The sequence below is a fragment of the Phenylobacterium sp. genome, assembly GCF_030693405.1.
In the GTDB taxonomy this organism is placed as follows: domain Bacteria; phylum Pseudomonadota; class Alphaproteobacteria; order Caulobacterales; family Caulobacteraceae; genus Phenylobacterium.
Window position 1 is genome coordinate 44,180 of the sequence record NZ_JAUYAW010000041.1, and the last position, 14,504, is coordinate 58,683.

Consider the following 14,504-nt stretch of genomic DNA (forward strand, 5'->3'; position numbering starts at 1 on the left):
GCATGTCCGATCTCGATCCTGAGCAGCTCCGCGAGGCCCTGACCTCGGCCAAGCAGATCGAGGCGGCGCTGCGCGAACGCCTGCGCGAGCAGGACCTCGTGCTGAGCGGCATCGAGGCGCTGCAGGGGGAAGACGATCCCGCCGTTCTGCAACAGCGGGCCTTCGATCTGCTCAGCCGCAGCCTGCTTTTCCACCTCGCCCTGGTGCTTGAGCCCGATGGCGAGGATTTTGTCTGCACCGCCGCCACCGACCCTGCCGCCGTCGGCGCCAGATGGCGCGGGAGCGGCTTCTTCAACCGCGTCGCCCACAGCGGCCGCGCCGCCGTCACGCCGGACAATCGCCGCGTGCCGGAATGGCAAAACTGCCAGGGGCTCAGCCCCCTTCCGGGCGGCGGCATCTATGCCCCGATCCTGGCGGCCACAGGTCCGGGGCTGCTGGTCCTCTGCTCGCACACGGCTGGCGCCTACGGGGCGAAGGACGGGGCCCTCGTCTCCCGCCTGAGCCTGGTCGTCTCTCAGACCCTGGCCGCAGCCCAGCGACGGCGCCTAGCCGAGGCCGCCCGGGCCGCCGACATCGCCCGACAGGCCGCCGTTGAGGCGAGCGAGGCCAAGTCCCGCTTTCTGGCCAATATGAGCCATGAGATCCGAACCCCGCTGAATGGCGTCACCGCTGTGGCCGACCTGCTGGCCATGACCGAACTTGCCCCGCGACAGCACGAGATGGCCCAACTGATCGCCCAGTCGGGACGGATGCTGGAACGGCTGCTCAATGACGTGCTGGACTTCGCCAAGATCGAGGCCGGCTATCTGGAGATCGAGCGCGAACCCTTCCAGCTGGACGAGGCCGTCGCGGCCATGATCGACCTCTTCGCCGCCCGGGCCGACGCCAAGGGTCTGGCGTTCACATCAGAGATCAGCCCCAACGCGGCGGGCCTGTTCGAAGGCGACAGCCTGCGCGTGCGCCAGATCCTGGCCAATCTGCTCAGCAATGCGGTCAAGTTCACCGAGGCTGGCGAGGTCAGACTTGAGGTCATGGCCGATGATGAGGATGAGGTCACGCAGGTGACCTTGCGGGTCAGCGACACCGGCTGCGGATTCACCCCTGAACGCGGCGCGCGGCTCTTCAACCGCTTTGAGCAGGGCGACGACTCCATCACCCGGCAGTATGGCGGCACGGGCCTGGGGCTGACCATCTCCCGCTCCCTGGCGGCGTTGATGGGCGGGACCATCACCTGGCGCTCGACCCCCGGCCAGGGCTCCACCTTCGAGGCCACCGTGCGGGTGCGCCGGCTGGAGGGGACTGAGGCCCTGGTCGAGAAGACGCCGGCCCCGGACCAGGACTTGGGTCTGCGGGTGCTGGTGGTGGAGGACAATCCCAACAATCGCCGGATCGTCGGCATGGTGCTGGAGTTGATCGCGGCTGAGGTCACCTTCGCAGAGAATGGTCAGGAGGGCCTGGACGCGTTTGCTCCAGGCCGTTTCGACATCATCCTCATGGACCTGCAGATGCCGGTCCTGGACGGCCTGAGCGCCACCCGGGAAATCCGCGCCCGCGAACGGGTCAGCCAGGCGCCGCCGGTTCCCATCATCGCCCTGTCGGCCAACGCCATGACCCACCATGTGGCCGAGGCCCTGGCGGCCGGCGCCACGGCGCATGTGGCCAAGCCCATCGTCCCAGAGCGGCTGATCCAGACCATGATCGGCCTGGCGCCGGGCGACCAGGAGCCTCCGGCGCTTTCCATGGCCATCTGATGTGGGGAATGGGCCCGAAAGCGCCCAGTCTCGACCGCCCGCGTTGACACTGGGGGGGCCGCTGCTTAAGTCTCGGCCTCGCTCAAAGAGCGGGATTCCGGGCAGGCGAAGGTCAGACGGCGCGCCGTGCGCAACGCCCGCGACCCCGCATCGACCGCATTCTCGGACGCCCCCGCACATGTTTTTCCAACGGCTCTTCGGCTCCTCTCCCGACCGCAAGGTCAAGGCCTTCCAGGCCCGGGTCGCCAAGATCAACGCCCTCGAACCCCAGCTGGAGGCGCTGTCGGACGAGGCGCTGCGCGGCAAGACCGAGGAGTTCCGGGCGCGCCTGGCCAAGGGCGAGACCCTCGACCAGTTGCTGGAAGAAGCCTTCGCCGTGGTCCGCGAAGCGTCCAAGCGCACCATCGGCCTGCGCCATTTCGACGTGCAGATGGTCGGCGGCATGGTGCTTCACCGGGGCGGCATCTCCGAGATGCGCACCGGCGAGGGCAAGACCCTGGTGGCCACCCTGCCCGTCTATCTGAACGCCCTGGAGGCCAAGGGCGTCCACGCCATCACGGTCAATGACTATCTGGCCCAGCGCGACGCCGAGTGGATGGGGCAGATCTATCGCTTCCTCGGCATGAGCGTCGGCGTCATCGTCCACGGCCTGTCCCAGGGCCAGCGGAAGGCCGCCTACCAGTCCGACATCACCTACGGGACCAACAACGAGTTCGGCTTCGACTATCTGCGCGACAACCTCGTCTATGAGGCCGAGGAGATGGTCCAGCGGGGCCATAACTTCGTGATCGTCGACGAGGTGGACTCCATCCTCATCGATGAAGCCCGCACGCCGCTGATCATCTCCGGTCCCACCGAGGACCGCAGCGAGTTCTACAAGACCATCGACGTCCTGGTGAAGGAGCTGATCAAGGATCCTGAGAACTTCGACCTCGACGAGAAGCAGCGCCAGGTGCTGCTGACCGAGGTTGGCTCCGAGCGCATCGAGGAGATGCTCGAGCAGAGCGGCCATCTGGAAGAGGATTCCGCCGGACTCTATGACCCGGCCAACGTCTCGGCGGTCCACCACGTGAACCAGGCCCTGCGGGCCAATGTCCTCTACACCCGCGACAAGGACTACATCATCCGCGCCGGCGAGGTGATCCTGATCGACGAGTTCACCGGCCGCATGATGCAGGGCCGCCGACTGTCGGAGGGCCTGCACCAGGCCATCGAAGCCAAGGAAGGCGCCCGGGTTCAGCCCGAGAACCAGACCCTGGCCTCGGTCACGATCCAGAACTATTTCCGCCTCTACAAGAAGCTGTCGGGCATGACCGGCACGGCCTCGACCGAGGCCCAGGAGTTCGGCGACATCTACAAGATGGAGGTCGTCGAGATCCCCACCAACCGGCCGGTCAGCCGGGTGGACGAGGACGACGAGGTCTATCGGACCAGCGCCGAAAAAAACCAGGCGATCCTCAAGCAGATCGCCGACTGCTTCGTGCGAGGCCAGCCGATCCTAGTGGGCACCGTGTCCATCGAGAAGTCCGAGCTCCTGTCGGAACTGCTCAAGACCCACGTCTTCGAGCATGAGGGCCAGACCCGCACCGGCATTCCGCACAATGTGCTCAACGCCCGCTATCACGAGCAGGAAGCCCTGATCGTGGCCGACGCCGGCGTGCCCGGCGCGGTGACCATCGCCACCAACATGGCCGGCCGCGGCACCGACATCCAGCTGGGCGGCAGCATCGACATGCGCCTGTCGCGCTGGCGCGACGAGCAGCGCGGCCTCGGCATCGAGCCGGACGCCGAAGCCTATACGGCTCGCCGTCAGGAGATCGAGGCCGAGATCGTCGAGCTGAAGGAAAAGGCCCTGGCTGCGGGCGGGCTCTACGTCCTGGGCACCGAGCGCCACGAGAGCCGCCGGATCGACAACCAGCTGCGGGGCCGGACCGGCCGGCAGGGGGACCCGGGCCGCTCCAAGTTCTTCCTGTCCTGCGAGGACGACCTGCTGCGCATCTTCGCCGGCGACCGGCTGGACTCCATCATGCGCACCTTCGGTGTGCAGGAAGGCGAGGCCATCACCCACAAGTGGCTGAACGGGGCCATCGCCACGGCCCAGAAGAAGGTCGAGCAGCGCAACTACGAGATCCGCAAGAACCTCCTGAAGTACGACGACGTCGTCAACGACCAGCGCAAGGCCGTCTTCGAGCAGCGCCAGGAGTTCATGGAGGCCGACGACCTCACCGACGTCATCGCCGAGATGCGCGCCGACACCATCGAGGACATGGTCAACCGCCACCTGCCGCCCAAGGCCTATGCCGAGCAGTGGGATGTGGACGGACTGGACGAGCGGGTCCGCGAAATCCTCGGGCTGGAGCTTCCCATCCGGGAATGGGCGGCCGAGGACGGCATCGCCAACGAAGAGATCCATCAGCGGATCACCGAGGCCGCCGACGCCCGCACCGCCGAGCGCGAGGTCCTGCTGAGCCCCGAGCGCATGCGCCTGCTGGAAAAGAGCTTCCTGCTGCAGACCATCGACCTGCAGTGGCGCGAGCACCTGATGCACCTCGACCACCTGCGCAACGTCATCGGCCTGCGCGGCTATGGCCAGCGCGACCCGCTGAACGAGTACAAGACCGAGGCCTTCTCCCTGTTCGAGAAGCTGCTGACCGACCTGCGCCACAACGTCACCAAGTGGATGATGACCGTGGTGCTCCAGCAGGAGCCGACCGCGCCGCCGCCGCCGCCGGAACGGCTGGTGGAGGTCCATCTCGATCCGCTCACCGGCGAAAACGCCGCCACCGCCGGCGCCCTGCCGTCCGGCATGGCCCGGGACCAGCGCGAAGCCCTGCCCTTCTCGTCCCTGCCCGCGGGCTGGGAGCAGACCGGCCGCAACGCGCCCTGCCCCTGCGGCTCGGGCAAGAAGTTCAAGCACTGCCACGGGGCCCTGGTCTAGGTGACGTCCCCGCCGGTTCTGGAGTCCGCCGGCCGGTGCCCCGTCTGTGAGGACGAGGTGGTGTTCGCCTCAAGCGACCACTGGCTCCGGGACGGATTCAAGTGTTCAGGCTGTGGCTCGATCCCGCGGGAACGCGCGCTGATGCGGGTGCTGGCCGAACTGGCGCCTGACTGGCGAAGCCTGGCCATTCACGAGAGCTCAGGCTGCTCGGTGTCCAGCAACCGGCTGCGGGCCCAGTGCCCTGGCTATGTGGCGACCCAGTATGATCCGGCCACCCCCTGGGGACAGTCCCACATTCACGGCTATCGCAGCGAGGATCTGGAGGCCCAGACCTTCGCCGACGCCAGCTTCGACGTCGTCATCACCCAGGACGTGTTCGAGCATCTGTTCGCGCCGGACCGGGCCATCGCCGAGATAGCCCGGACCCTGAAGCCTGGCGGCTTCCACATCTGCACCGTGCCGATCGTGCGGGGCGTACAGCCCTCGGTCCGGCGGGCCCGGCGGCGACGGGACGGTTCGGTGGAGCATCTCGCGCCTGCGGAATATCACGGCAATCCCATGGACCCCGACGGCGCCCTGGTGACGGTCGATTGGGGCTACGACATCGCCGACTATCTCGACCGCGCCAGCGGCCTGTCGACCACCATCCACACCATCGATGATCTGAGCCAGGGCATCCGCGCGGCCTATATCGAGGTGCTGGTCTCCAGGAAAACCCTGCCCAGCCAGGTCACCCCCGATGGAGCGCCCGACCGCCGCCCCCTCCTGCGCCGGCTGTTCCACCGCTGAGGCGCCGGCGACCCCGGGATTGCATCATCGGTTATAGTGTAACATTGTCCGGCCCTGACCTTGTCGAGCCGGGGGGCCGTGATGCTGCAACTGGACTTCTGGACGGGGCGTATGCGCCTGCTGGGCCTGGTCGCGATTGCGATCAGCGTCGCGACCTGGGCCATGGAGCTCTCTGGCCTCGTCTATGTCTGCCCCTATTGCCGGACCCAGCGGACGGTGATCGGCCTGCTCGGCCTTTTGATGCTGACACCCGATCCCGGCTTCTGGATCAGCCGCTATGTGGGCGCGGTGCTGGGGGTTTTCGGCCTCGTGGTGGGCTCGACCCAGCACTTCAACGGCTGGCGCAAGATCATGAAAGGCGAGTTCGTTCTCTCGCCCAAGGTCTATGACGACGCCTTCCTGCTGTCGGGCGCAGCCATCTTCATCATCACCGCCCAGGTCCTGCTGCTCTACGCCTATCGCAAGGCCGCGGAGGCGGAGCCCCTCACCCCCTAGAGCGCGTTCCGATAAGTGGGAACCGGTTATCGGAACAAAACGCGCTCAAGTCTTTGAGTCTAGATCATGATGCGACCAAACGGCTCCGTCTGATCACATCATGATCTAAGGGTGATGAAGGTCTCGCTCTCGATCAGCCACTGACCCCGCACCTTCGTCCAGGCGGCCAGGTACCAGCCGGCGATGTGCTCGCCCTGGCTGCGGGAGACCGCCACCCATGCGCCCCGCTCGGCGGCGCGTTCGCCGTCTGTGTCCAGCTCCACCGCCTCAGCCGTGCGGACAAAGGCCACGAAGTCCGGGTCGGCGAACTGGGCGGCGAAGGCGGCGACGACCGCCTCGGCCCCGCTGATCAGTGACCCGTCGCCGACGATCACGTTCACGCCTGGGACGAAGAAGGGCTTCAGCCGCGCCGCCTCCTTGGCCGCGATCAGCTTGTTGGTCAGCCGCCGGCGGGCGAGGATCGCGTCCGTAGGCGTGGTCACGGCTCGACCACCACCGTGCCCACCTTGGTCCCGGCCTCCACGGCCTCGTGGGCCGCCGCGCAGTCCTCCAGCGGGTAGGTCCCCGCCACCGACAGTATGGCCTGGCCTGTCCTGATCCAGGCGGTGATGTCGGCCTGGGCCCGGCGCCTGGCCTCATGCGGGCTGACCGGCAGATAAACCCCGTGGATCGAGAGGTTCAGCCCCATCAGCACGCCGGCCGGGATCGCCGGCTCCCGAGACCCCTTGGTGGCGTAATAGGCCACCGAGCCGTTCAGGCTGACGCTGGCCAGGGTTGAGGCGGCGTTGCCGCCAAAGTCCACCTCGACCACGTGATGCACGCCCTGGCCGCCGGTCAGGTCCCGCACCCGGGCGGCCACGTCCTCGCGGCGATAGTCGATGGTGTGGTCAGCGCCGCCGGCCCTGGCCCGCTCAGCCTTGTCGGCGTTGGAGACCGTCGCGATCACCGTGGCCCCGGCCCACTTGGCCAGTTGCACCGCATAGTGGCCGACCGCGCCGGCGCCGCCGGTCACCAGCACGGTCCGGCCCTGGACAGGACCGGCCAGGAAGAGCGCTCTGTGCGCCGTCATGCAGGGAATGCCCAGCGTCGCCCCCTCCGCGAACGACACCTCGTCGGGGAGGGGCCGGATGAGGTCCACATCCAGCTCGATGTACTCGGCTGCCGCACCGAAGGCTCGGCCATTGCGCTGCCCGTTGTAGAACCAGACGCGGCGCCCGATCCAAGAGGCCGAGACGCCGGGTCCCACCGCCTCGACCACGCCAGCCCCGTCGCTGTGGGGGATGATCTTCGGATAGGCCATGGGCGCGCCCGAAGCCCCGCCCCGCATGCCCACATCGGACGGATTGACCCCTGAGGCCTTCACCGCGATCAGCACCTGGCCGTGCCCAGCCTGGGGCGTCGGGTGCTCGCCCAGCTGGAGCACCTCTCGGGCGGGTCCTGTCCTGTCGTACCAGACGGCGCGCATATGACCTCCTGAAGTCGCTTTGGCCCCCTGGATGGCCCGCGCCGCCGAGCGAGACAAGCTAGGGCTTCCGCTACGTCGCCCCTTCGTTGCGAGGGCGGCCTCGTCTATGAACAGGGTTCACCTGACGCCGGAGACGAGACCATGGCTGAGCCTGACCTGTTTGCGCCCCTCAGCTTCCCGCACGGGCCTGCGATGCCAAACCGCTTCATGCTGGCCCCGCTGACCAACACCCAGAGCCACGCCGACGGGACCCTGTCGGACGACGAATTCCACTGGCTGACCATGCGGGCCAAGGGCGGCTTTGGCCTGACCATGACCTGCGCGGCTCACGTCCAGAAGATCGGCCAGGGCTTCCCGGGCCAGCTGGGCGTCTTTTCCGATGACCATCTTCCCGGCCTGACCCGGCTGGCCGCCGCCATCAAGGCGCAGGACAGCGTGGCGGTCCTGCAACTGCACCATGCCGGCAACCGCTCGCCCAAGGAGCTGATCGGTGAGGCGCCGGTCTGTCCGTCCGATGATGCCGACACCGGCGCGCGGGCCCTGAGCGAGGCCGAGGTCGCAGACCTCATCGAGGCCTTCATCGCCGGCGCCGAGCGCTCCAAGCGGGCGGGCTTCGACGGGGTCGAGGTGCACGGCGCCCACGGCTACATCCTCTGCCAGTTCCTGTCGCCGGACCTGAATCACCGCACCGACGCCTATGGCGGCTCGCCCGAGAACCGCGCCCGGATCGTCGTGGAGATCATCGAGGGCATCCGCGCCCGCTGCGGTGAGGACTTCCTTGTGGGCCTGCGCCTGTCGCCGGAACGCTTTGGCCTGAAGCTGGCCGAGATTCGCGATCTGGCCGCCCAGATGCTGGTTCATCCGGCGCTCGACTTCCTCGACATGTCCCTCTGGGATGTGCGCAAGGAGCCAACCGAGGCCGAGTTCAAAGGGCGCAGCCTGATGTCCTACTTCGCCGAACTGCCGCGATCGGGCGTTCGGCTGGGCGTCGCAGGCAAGATCATGAGCGGCCAGGAGGCCCGCGACGCCCTGGGCGCCGGCGCCGACTATGTCCTGATCGGCCGCGCCGCCATCCTGCACCATGACTACCCGCGCAAGGTCCAGGCCGATGCGGACTTCAAGCCGATCGCCCTGCCGGTGACCCGCGCCCATCTGGCTGCCGAAGGCCTGAGCCCCACCTTCATCACCTATATGAACAACTGGCCGGGCTTCGTGGCCCAGGACCAGACGGAGGACGCCCTGTGAGACAAGACGCCGAATTCGACATCATCGTCTATGGCGCCACCGGCTTCACTGGCCGGCTGGTGGCTGAACACCTGGCCAAACGCTACGGCGTCGGCGGCGAGGTGAAGTGGGCCATGGCCGGGCGCAGCGCCGACAAGCTGGCCGCCGTCCGCGACGAGATCGGCGCGCCCGCCGAGACGCCGTTTGTGGTCGCCGACGCCGATGACAAGGCCTCGCTGAAGGCCATGGTGGAGCGCACCAAGGCGGTGATCACCACGGTGGGCCCCTACCAGCTCTACGGCAATGACCTGGTAGCCGCCTGCGCCCTGGCCGGGACCGACTATCTCGACCTCTGCGGCGAGCCGGTCTGGATGCGCCACATGATCGACGCCCATGAGGCGAAGGCGAAAGAGACCGGCGCGCGGATCGTCTTCTCCTGCGGCTTCGACTCCATCCCGTTCGAGCTCGGCGTCTTCTATCTGGCCCAGGAGGCCACCGCGAAGTTCGGCCACGCCCTGCCCCGGGTGAAGGGGCGCGTGCGCAAGATGAAGGGCGGCTTCTCCGGCGGCACCGCCGCCAGCCTGAAGGCCACCATGGCGGCCCTGTCCAAGGATCCCAGCCTGTTCGCCCTGATGGTCGACCCCTTCGCCCTGACACCGGGCTTCAAGGGCCCTGAACAGCCCCGGGGCGACAAGGTCGAAGAGGACAAGGACCTGGGGGCCACCGTCGGTCCCTTCGTCATGGCCGCCATCAACACCCGCAACGTTCACCGCTCCAACCTGCTGACCGGCCACGCCTATGGCGAGAACCTGGTCTATGACGAGATGGTGGTGGTCGACCCCAACGCCCCGCCGGCCCCGGCGCTCGGCGCCGAGGGCGGCCCCAAGCCCGGCGAAGGCCCCAGCAAGGAAGAGCGGGAGACCGGCTTCTTCGACGTCCTGTTCATCGGCCTCGGCGAAGGCGACGAACAGATGCGGGTGGCCGTCACCGGCGACAAGGATCCGGGCTATGGCTGCACCTCGAAGATGATCGGCGAGGCGGCCATCTGCCTGATCGACGAGGCGACCGACGTCCCCGGCGGCGTCTGGACGCCCGGCGCGGCCATGGGCATGAAGCTGATCGAACGCCTGCGGGCCAATGCCGGCATGACCTTCGAGGTCGAGGCCTGAATCTGGTTCTGAGGTCCTGCCGCCACCGGCGGCGGGACCCGTTGTCTCCAGGGACACCCGGCCAGCTTGATTTTACGACGTAAATGTAACAGTGAGGTTGTCACGGTTCATGTGTTCAACCTGCTGTTCTGAGGTCTGATGCCCCGGGTCCTGACCGAGTCCGACGTCGCCGACTTCCGTGACCGCCTCTGCGAGGTGGCCGAGCAGCTGTTCGCCGAGCGGGGGCCCGAGGCGGTGACCATGCGCCAGCTGGCCTCGGCCCTGGGGGTCAGCCCCATGACTCCCTATCGCTATTTCAAGGACAAGGACGACATCCTGGCGGCCGTGCGCACGGCCGGCTTCGACCGCTTCGCCGAGGCCCTGGAGGCGGCCTACGCCAAGCCAGGCGACGCCCGGGCCAGGGGCGCGGCGGTGGGAGAGGCCTATGTGACCTTCGCCTTCGAACACCCTCAGACCTACAAGCTGATGTTCGACATGTATCAGCCCAACGAGGTCGACTATCCGGAACTGGCTCGCTCCGCCAACCGCGCCCGGGCGACCATGAGCCAGTATGTCCGCAGCCTGGTGGAGTCCGGCCACCTCGCCGGCGACCCGGTGCGGATCGGCGAGATGTTCTGGGCCTCGACCCATGGCTGCATCGTGCTGGAGATGGTGGGCAAGCTGCCCCCCGGCGGCGCGCGGAAACTGATCGCCGAGGTGATCCCGGCCATCTCGCGGGGATTGCGCCCCACGACCTGAGACGGCCGATCGACCTTGACGCGCCCTGGGTCAAGCCGGGCAACCTCTCCGGCAATCAAAAGCAGGGAGCGCGCCGTGAGCCAGGTTCAGCCGTTTGAGGTTCAGTGGGACGAGGCCCGGGTGGCCGATGTCCTGGGCAAGGTCGCCGCCTATGCGTGGCCGCCGATCCCTGAGGTTCCCGATGGCTGGGCCTATGGCTGCGACGGCGCCTGGCTGAAGAGCCTCTGCGACCATTGGACGGGCGCCTATGACTGGCGCGCCGCCATGGCCGACCTCAACCGCTTCCCGCAGTTCACCGCCCGGGTCGAGGATTTCGACCTGCATTTCGTCCACGTGGTGGGCGAGGCCGGCGGCAAGCGCCCCCTGCTGATGTCCCACGGCTGGCCAGGCTCGCACTATGAGTTCTGGGAGATCATCGAGAAGCTCGCCTTCCCGTCCCGCTTCGGCGGCGATGCGGCTGATGCCTATGACCTCGTCATCCCCTCCCTGCCGGGTTTCGGCTTCTCATCCAAGCCCTCGCGGCCCATGGGTCAGCGCAGCACCGCGCGGTTGTTCAACACCCTGATGACGCAGGTGCTGGGCTATCAGACCTATCTGGCCCAGGGGGGCGACTGGGGCTCCATGATCACCTCGTGGCTCGGGCTCGACCACGCCGCTCATGTGCGGGCCATTCACCTCAACATGATGGCCTTCCGTGCGCCCGGCGGGCCGCAGACCCCGGAAGAGACCGCCTGGATGACCCGCCAGGCCGGCATGATGGACGTGATGGGCGCCTATTTCCGCCTGCAGGCCTCCAAGCCCCAGTCCCTGGCCTGGCTGGGCGCGTCCAATCCCGTCGGTCAGGCGGCCTGGATCGCCGAGCGCTTCCACGACTGGTCAGATCTGCGGACCAAGAGCTTTGAGGCGGTCTATTCCAAGGACCGGCTGCTCACCAACATCATGCTCTATGTGATGACCGACAGCTTCGCCACCGGCGCCTGGTACTATCGCGGCATGCTGGAGGAAGGCGGCGTGGCCCTGCAGCCGGGCCAGCGCTGCGAGACGCCGACGGCCTTCGCCAACTTTCCCGGAGAGGCCCTATATCCCGCCCCGCCGCGGTCCTTCGCCGACCGGGGCTACAACATCGTCCGCTGGACCGAGATGCCGAGCGGCGGCCATTTCGCGGCCATGGAGGAGCCTGATCTCTTCGTGGACGATGTGAGGGCGTGGGGTAGAACGGCGGGATGAGCCCCCGCTACGACTTCGCCTCCGACAATACCGCCCCGGCCGCCCCCGAAGCCATGGCGGCGCTCAACGCCGCCAATGCGGGCTTCGCCGCCAGCTATGGCGCCGACGCCACCGTCTCCCGGGCCGCCGACCTGATCCGGGGCATGCTCGACGCCGACGCCGAGGTGCGCTTCGTCACCTCCGGCACGGCGGCCAACGCCATCTGCCTGGCGGCCCTGGCCCGGCCCTTCGAAGGCGTCCTGGCCCATCGGGACTCCCATGTGGCCACCGACGAGACCGGCGCGCCGGGCTTCTTCGGCCATGGCCTGGCGATCCAGGGGTTGGAAGGCGCCTCAGGGCGCATCGACCCGCAGGCCCTGGAGGCCGCCCTGGCGAAGCCAGAAAGCGCCCACGCCCAGCCGCCAGCGGCCCTGTCCCTGACCCACGCCACCGAGTACGGCACGGTCTATTCCACAGAGGCCCTGGCCGCCCTGACCCGGCCGGTGCGCGAGCGCGGCTATGGCGTGCATCTGGACGGCGCGCGCCTGGCCAACGCCGCGGCCGCAGGTTTTGACCTCAAGTCCATCGCCGGTCTGGGCGTCGACCTCCTGGTGATTGGCGGGACCAAGGCGGGCATGACCCCGGCCGAGGCCATCGTCATCTTCCGCAAGGATCTCGTTCCCCGCTTTGACGCCCGCCTGAAACAGTCGGGCCAGCTGCCCTCCAAGAGCCGCTTCTACGCCGCGCCCTTCGTCGGCATGCTGGAGAGCGGCGCCTTCGTAGGTCGCGCCGCCCACGCCAACGCCATGGCCAGGCGCCTCGCCGAACTCATGCCCCTGCCCCTGCGCCATCCGGTGGAGGCCAACGCCGTCTTCGTGGAGATGGATGAGGCGACCCTGAAGCGGCTGCACGCCAGCGGCTGGTTCGTCTATCGCTTCATCGACGGCTCGGTGCGCTTCATGTGCTCCTGGGCGACGACCATCGAGGCTATTGAGGCGCTGATCGAGGCCCTCAAGGACGTCTTGCCCTAACTGATCTCGTCAGCCGCCAGCCAGGCCAGGACGTCTGGCCAGTGCTTGTGGGGCAGATAGTGGCCGACGCCGGGCACGACCCGCACGTCTGCGCAGGGACGACCCAGCCAGGCCAGCAGGCGCTCGGCCGAGGCGCCAGGGTCATCGGCGCCATACCAGACGCTGATCGGCGCGCTCAGGCGTGGCAGATCCAGGTGCGGCGTGTTCACGCACAGCGTCAGCTCCCGGGCCGCGCCCTTGGACCCGCGGCTGAGGCACTCGCTCATATAGTCGTAGATGAAGGCGATTACGTCGGGATGGCTGCGCAGATAGGCCGCGTCCCCGGGCGCCGAGGCGGCGGTGCGGACCATGGTCTCCACCTGCCGCAGGGACAGGCGATGGCGCAGCAGCGCATAGAGCGGCCCCACCGCCCAGGCCGATCTGGCCATGCGTCGGTGCAGCAGGATCATCGGATGGCGGCGATCGCGCTCGGTCTCCGGCTCCACGCCGGTGGGCCGGCCTGAGACCAGCAGCAGGCGCTCAGTCCGCGAACCCAGGGCCTCGGCATAGGCCAGGGCGAAGCCCACCCCGTTCATGAAGGCCGCCACCCTCACCTGGCGCAGATTGAGGGCGTCAGTCAGGGCCACGAGGTCCCGGGCGATGGAGCCGAAGCTCAGCTCGGCCGGGGGATCGGAACGACCGGTGCCTGGCCGCTCGGCGCAGATGATGTAAAGGCCCAGATCCCGCGCGAGCTGATCGGTGCCCCGGGGCAGCAGGCTCGAGCCCAGACCCTGGTGGACCATCACGCAGGCCTGGCCGGCCGGATCGCCGTAGGCGCGATAGGCCAGGGCCCGGCCATCGGCCAGCCGGTGAGTGCGCACCTCCGGCGCGGCGCCCAGGGCGCCGGCCTCGGTGGCCGCCACCGTATCGGGCGCCGTGGTCTGCAGGGACGAGGACAGGGCGCTGAGCTGGGCGAGCGCCCGGACCAGGTCGCTCTGGCGGTTCAGGCCCATCTTCTCGAACACCGCCCGAAGCTGGTTGCGGACGGTGTTGAGGGAGACGTTCAGGTCCTCGGCGGACTCCTTGAGCGTGAGACCATCCTTCAGCCGCGCCGCCAGCCGGGTCTCCGCGGGCGTCAGGCCAAAGCTGTCCCGGATCGTCCGCCAGAGATGATCGGTGGCCTCCACCGCCGGGAAGATCAGGGCCGCCGAGGCGCGGTCGGCGCCGTCGATCCCGAGGATCAGCTCAGGCGGCGTCGCGGCCAGCGGCGACATGTAGGCGAAATGCGGGTCATCATCGTCGGCCTGGACGAGCTTCACGATCACCTGGCTGGCCTGGGAGTCCGCCAGCCGCGCGCGGGCATGGGCCAGGGCCTCATGGTTGGAGGGGTTGAAGAACCTCAGGCCGCGGCTCTCGACCACCCCCAGGCGGTCGCGAAACAGCGCCGCCCCGGGACCATTCCAGCCGACGACGCCCCCTGCGGGGGAAAGGAGGATGACGCCCAGGCTCGCCTTCGCCCCTAGCGCGCCGTCCTCCAGGCTGCGGAAATTCACCAGGACCGAGTCGGTCTCTGGCGCCGCCTCGGGCGCCGCCCCGACAGCGGCGATGATCTCCTCCCATCGTTCGGGACGCGCCGCGACGGCGTAGATCGTCTCGATCAGCTGAGCAGCGTCAGCTTTCGGCGCAGCGGAAGGGGACACGGGTGATCAGACGCAAATG

At 68.2% G+C, this 14,504-nt stretch carries 12 protein-coding genes; 9 read left to right on the forward strand and 3 right to left on the reverse strand.

The annotated features are described in order from the left end of the window. Window positions 1–2: 2 nt before the first annotated feature. The 4 genes from Q8N19_RS07780 to Q8N19_RS07795 all read left to right on the forward strand — a co-directional run bounded on the left by Q8N19_RS07780 (window position 3) and on the right by Q8N19_RS07795 (window position 5,973). Complete coding sequence (locus Q8N19_RS07780) at window positions 3–1,751, forward strand: ATP-binding protein (RefSeq protein ID WP_305589424.1); 1,749 nt, start codon at window positions 3–5, stop codon at window positions 1,749–1,751. A 178-nt stretch (window positions 1,752–1,929) separates the two neighbouring features. Continuing rightward, window positions 1,930–4,689, forward strand: coding sequence for a preprotein translocase subunit SecA (gene secA, locus Q8N19_RS07785; RefSeq protein ID WP_305589426.1), 2,760 nt, complete (start codon window positions 1,930–1,932; stop codon window positions 4,687–4,689). Further along, the gene (locus Q8N19_RS07790; protein WP_305589427.1) at window positions 4,690–5,478 is read left to right on the forward strand and encodes a class I SAM-dependent methyltransferase; all 789 of its coding nucleotides are present in this window, start codon (window positions 4,690–4,692) and stop codon (window positions 5,476–5,478) included. Between the two features lie 81 nt (window positions 5,479–5,559). After that, complete coding sequence (locus tag Q8N19_RS07795) at window positions 5,560–5,973, forward strand: hypothetical protein (RefSeq protein ID WP_305589429.1); 414 nt, start codon at window positions 5,560–5,562, stop codon at window positions 5,971–5,973. A 98-nt stretch (window positions 5,974–6,071) separates the two neighbouring features. On the opposite strand, the gene Q8N19_RS07800 is transcribed toward Q8N19_RS07795, so the two are convergent. Together Q8N19_RS07800 and Q8N19_RS07805 are read right to left on the reverse strand one after the other, a co-directional pair. Beyond that, entirely contained in the window at window positions 6,072–6,455 is a 384-nt protein-coding gene (locus Q8N19_RS07800; protein WP_305589430.1) for a DUF4440 domain-containing protein, read from the reverse strand. Then, entirely contained in the window at window positions 6,452–7,438 is a 987-nt protein-coding gene (locus tag Q8N19_RS07805; RefSeq protein WP_305589431.1) for an NADPH:quinone reductase, read from the reverse strand. Before Q8N19_RS07805 ends, Q8N19_RS07800 begins: the two co-directional genes overlap by 4 nt. 141 nt (window positions 7,439–7,579) lie before the next feature. Between Q8N19_RS07805 and Q8N19_RS07810 the strand changes: the two genes are divergently transcribed. From Q8N19_RS07810 to Q8N19_RS07830, 5 genes are all read left to right on the forward strand, one after another. Continuing rightward, complete coding sequence (locus Q8N19_RS07810) at window positions 7,580–8,683, forward strand: NADH:flavin oxidoreductase (protein WP_305589433.1); 1,104 nt, start codon at window positions 7,580–7,582, stop codon at window positions 8,681–8,683. Continuing rightward, entirely contained in the window at window positions 8,680–9,831 is a 1,152-nt protein-coding gene (locus Q8N19_RS07815) for a trans-acting enoyl reductase family protein (protein ID WP_305589435.1), read from the forward strand. The genes Q8N19_RS07810 and Q8N19_RS07815 overlap by 4 nt, the downstream gene beginning before the upstream one ends. Before the next feature lie 138 nt (window positions 9,832–9,969). Continuing rightward, window positions 9,970–10,569, forward strand: coding sequence for a TetR/AcrR family transcriptional regulator (locus Q8N19_RS07820; RefSeq protein WP_305589437.1), 600 nt, complete (start codon window positions 9,970–9,972; stop codon window positions 10,567–10,569). A gap of 75 nt (window positions 10,570–10,644) precedes the next feature. Then, window positions 10,645–11,796: an epoxide hydrolase family protein gene (locus Q8N19_RS07825; RefSeq protein ID WP_305589439.1), complete on the forward strand. Its 1,152-nt coding sequence runs from the start codon at window positions 10,645–10,647 to the stop codon at window positions 11,794–11,796. Next, window positions 11,793–12,806, forward strand: a complete 1,014-nt coding sequence (locus tag Q8N19_RS07830) for a low specificity L-threonine aldolase (protein ID WP_305589441.1) — start codon at window positions 11,793–11,795, stop codon at window positions 12,804–12,806. Before Q8N19_RS07825 ends, Q8N19_RS07830 begins: the two co-directional genes overlap by 4 nt. Here the strand turns inward: Q8N19_RS07830 and Q8N19_RS07835 are convergent. Further along, a complete protein-coding gene (locus tag Q8N19_RS07835; protein WP_305589443.1) occupies window positions 12,803–14,485 on the reverse strand; it encodes an alpha/beta fold hydrolase in 1,683 nt (560 codons plus the stop codon). The two genes, Q8N19_RS07830 and Q8N19_RS07835, sit on opposite strands and share 4 nt — an antisense overlap. Window positions 14,486–14,504 lie beyond the last annotated feature (19 nt).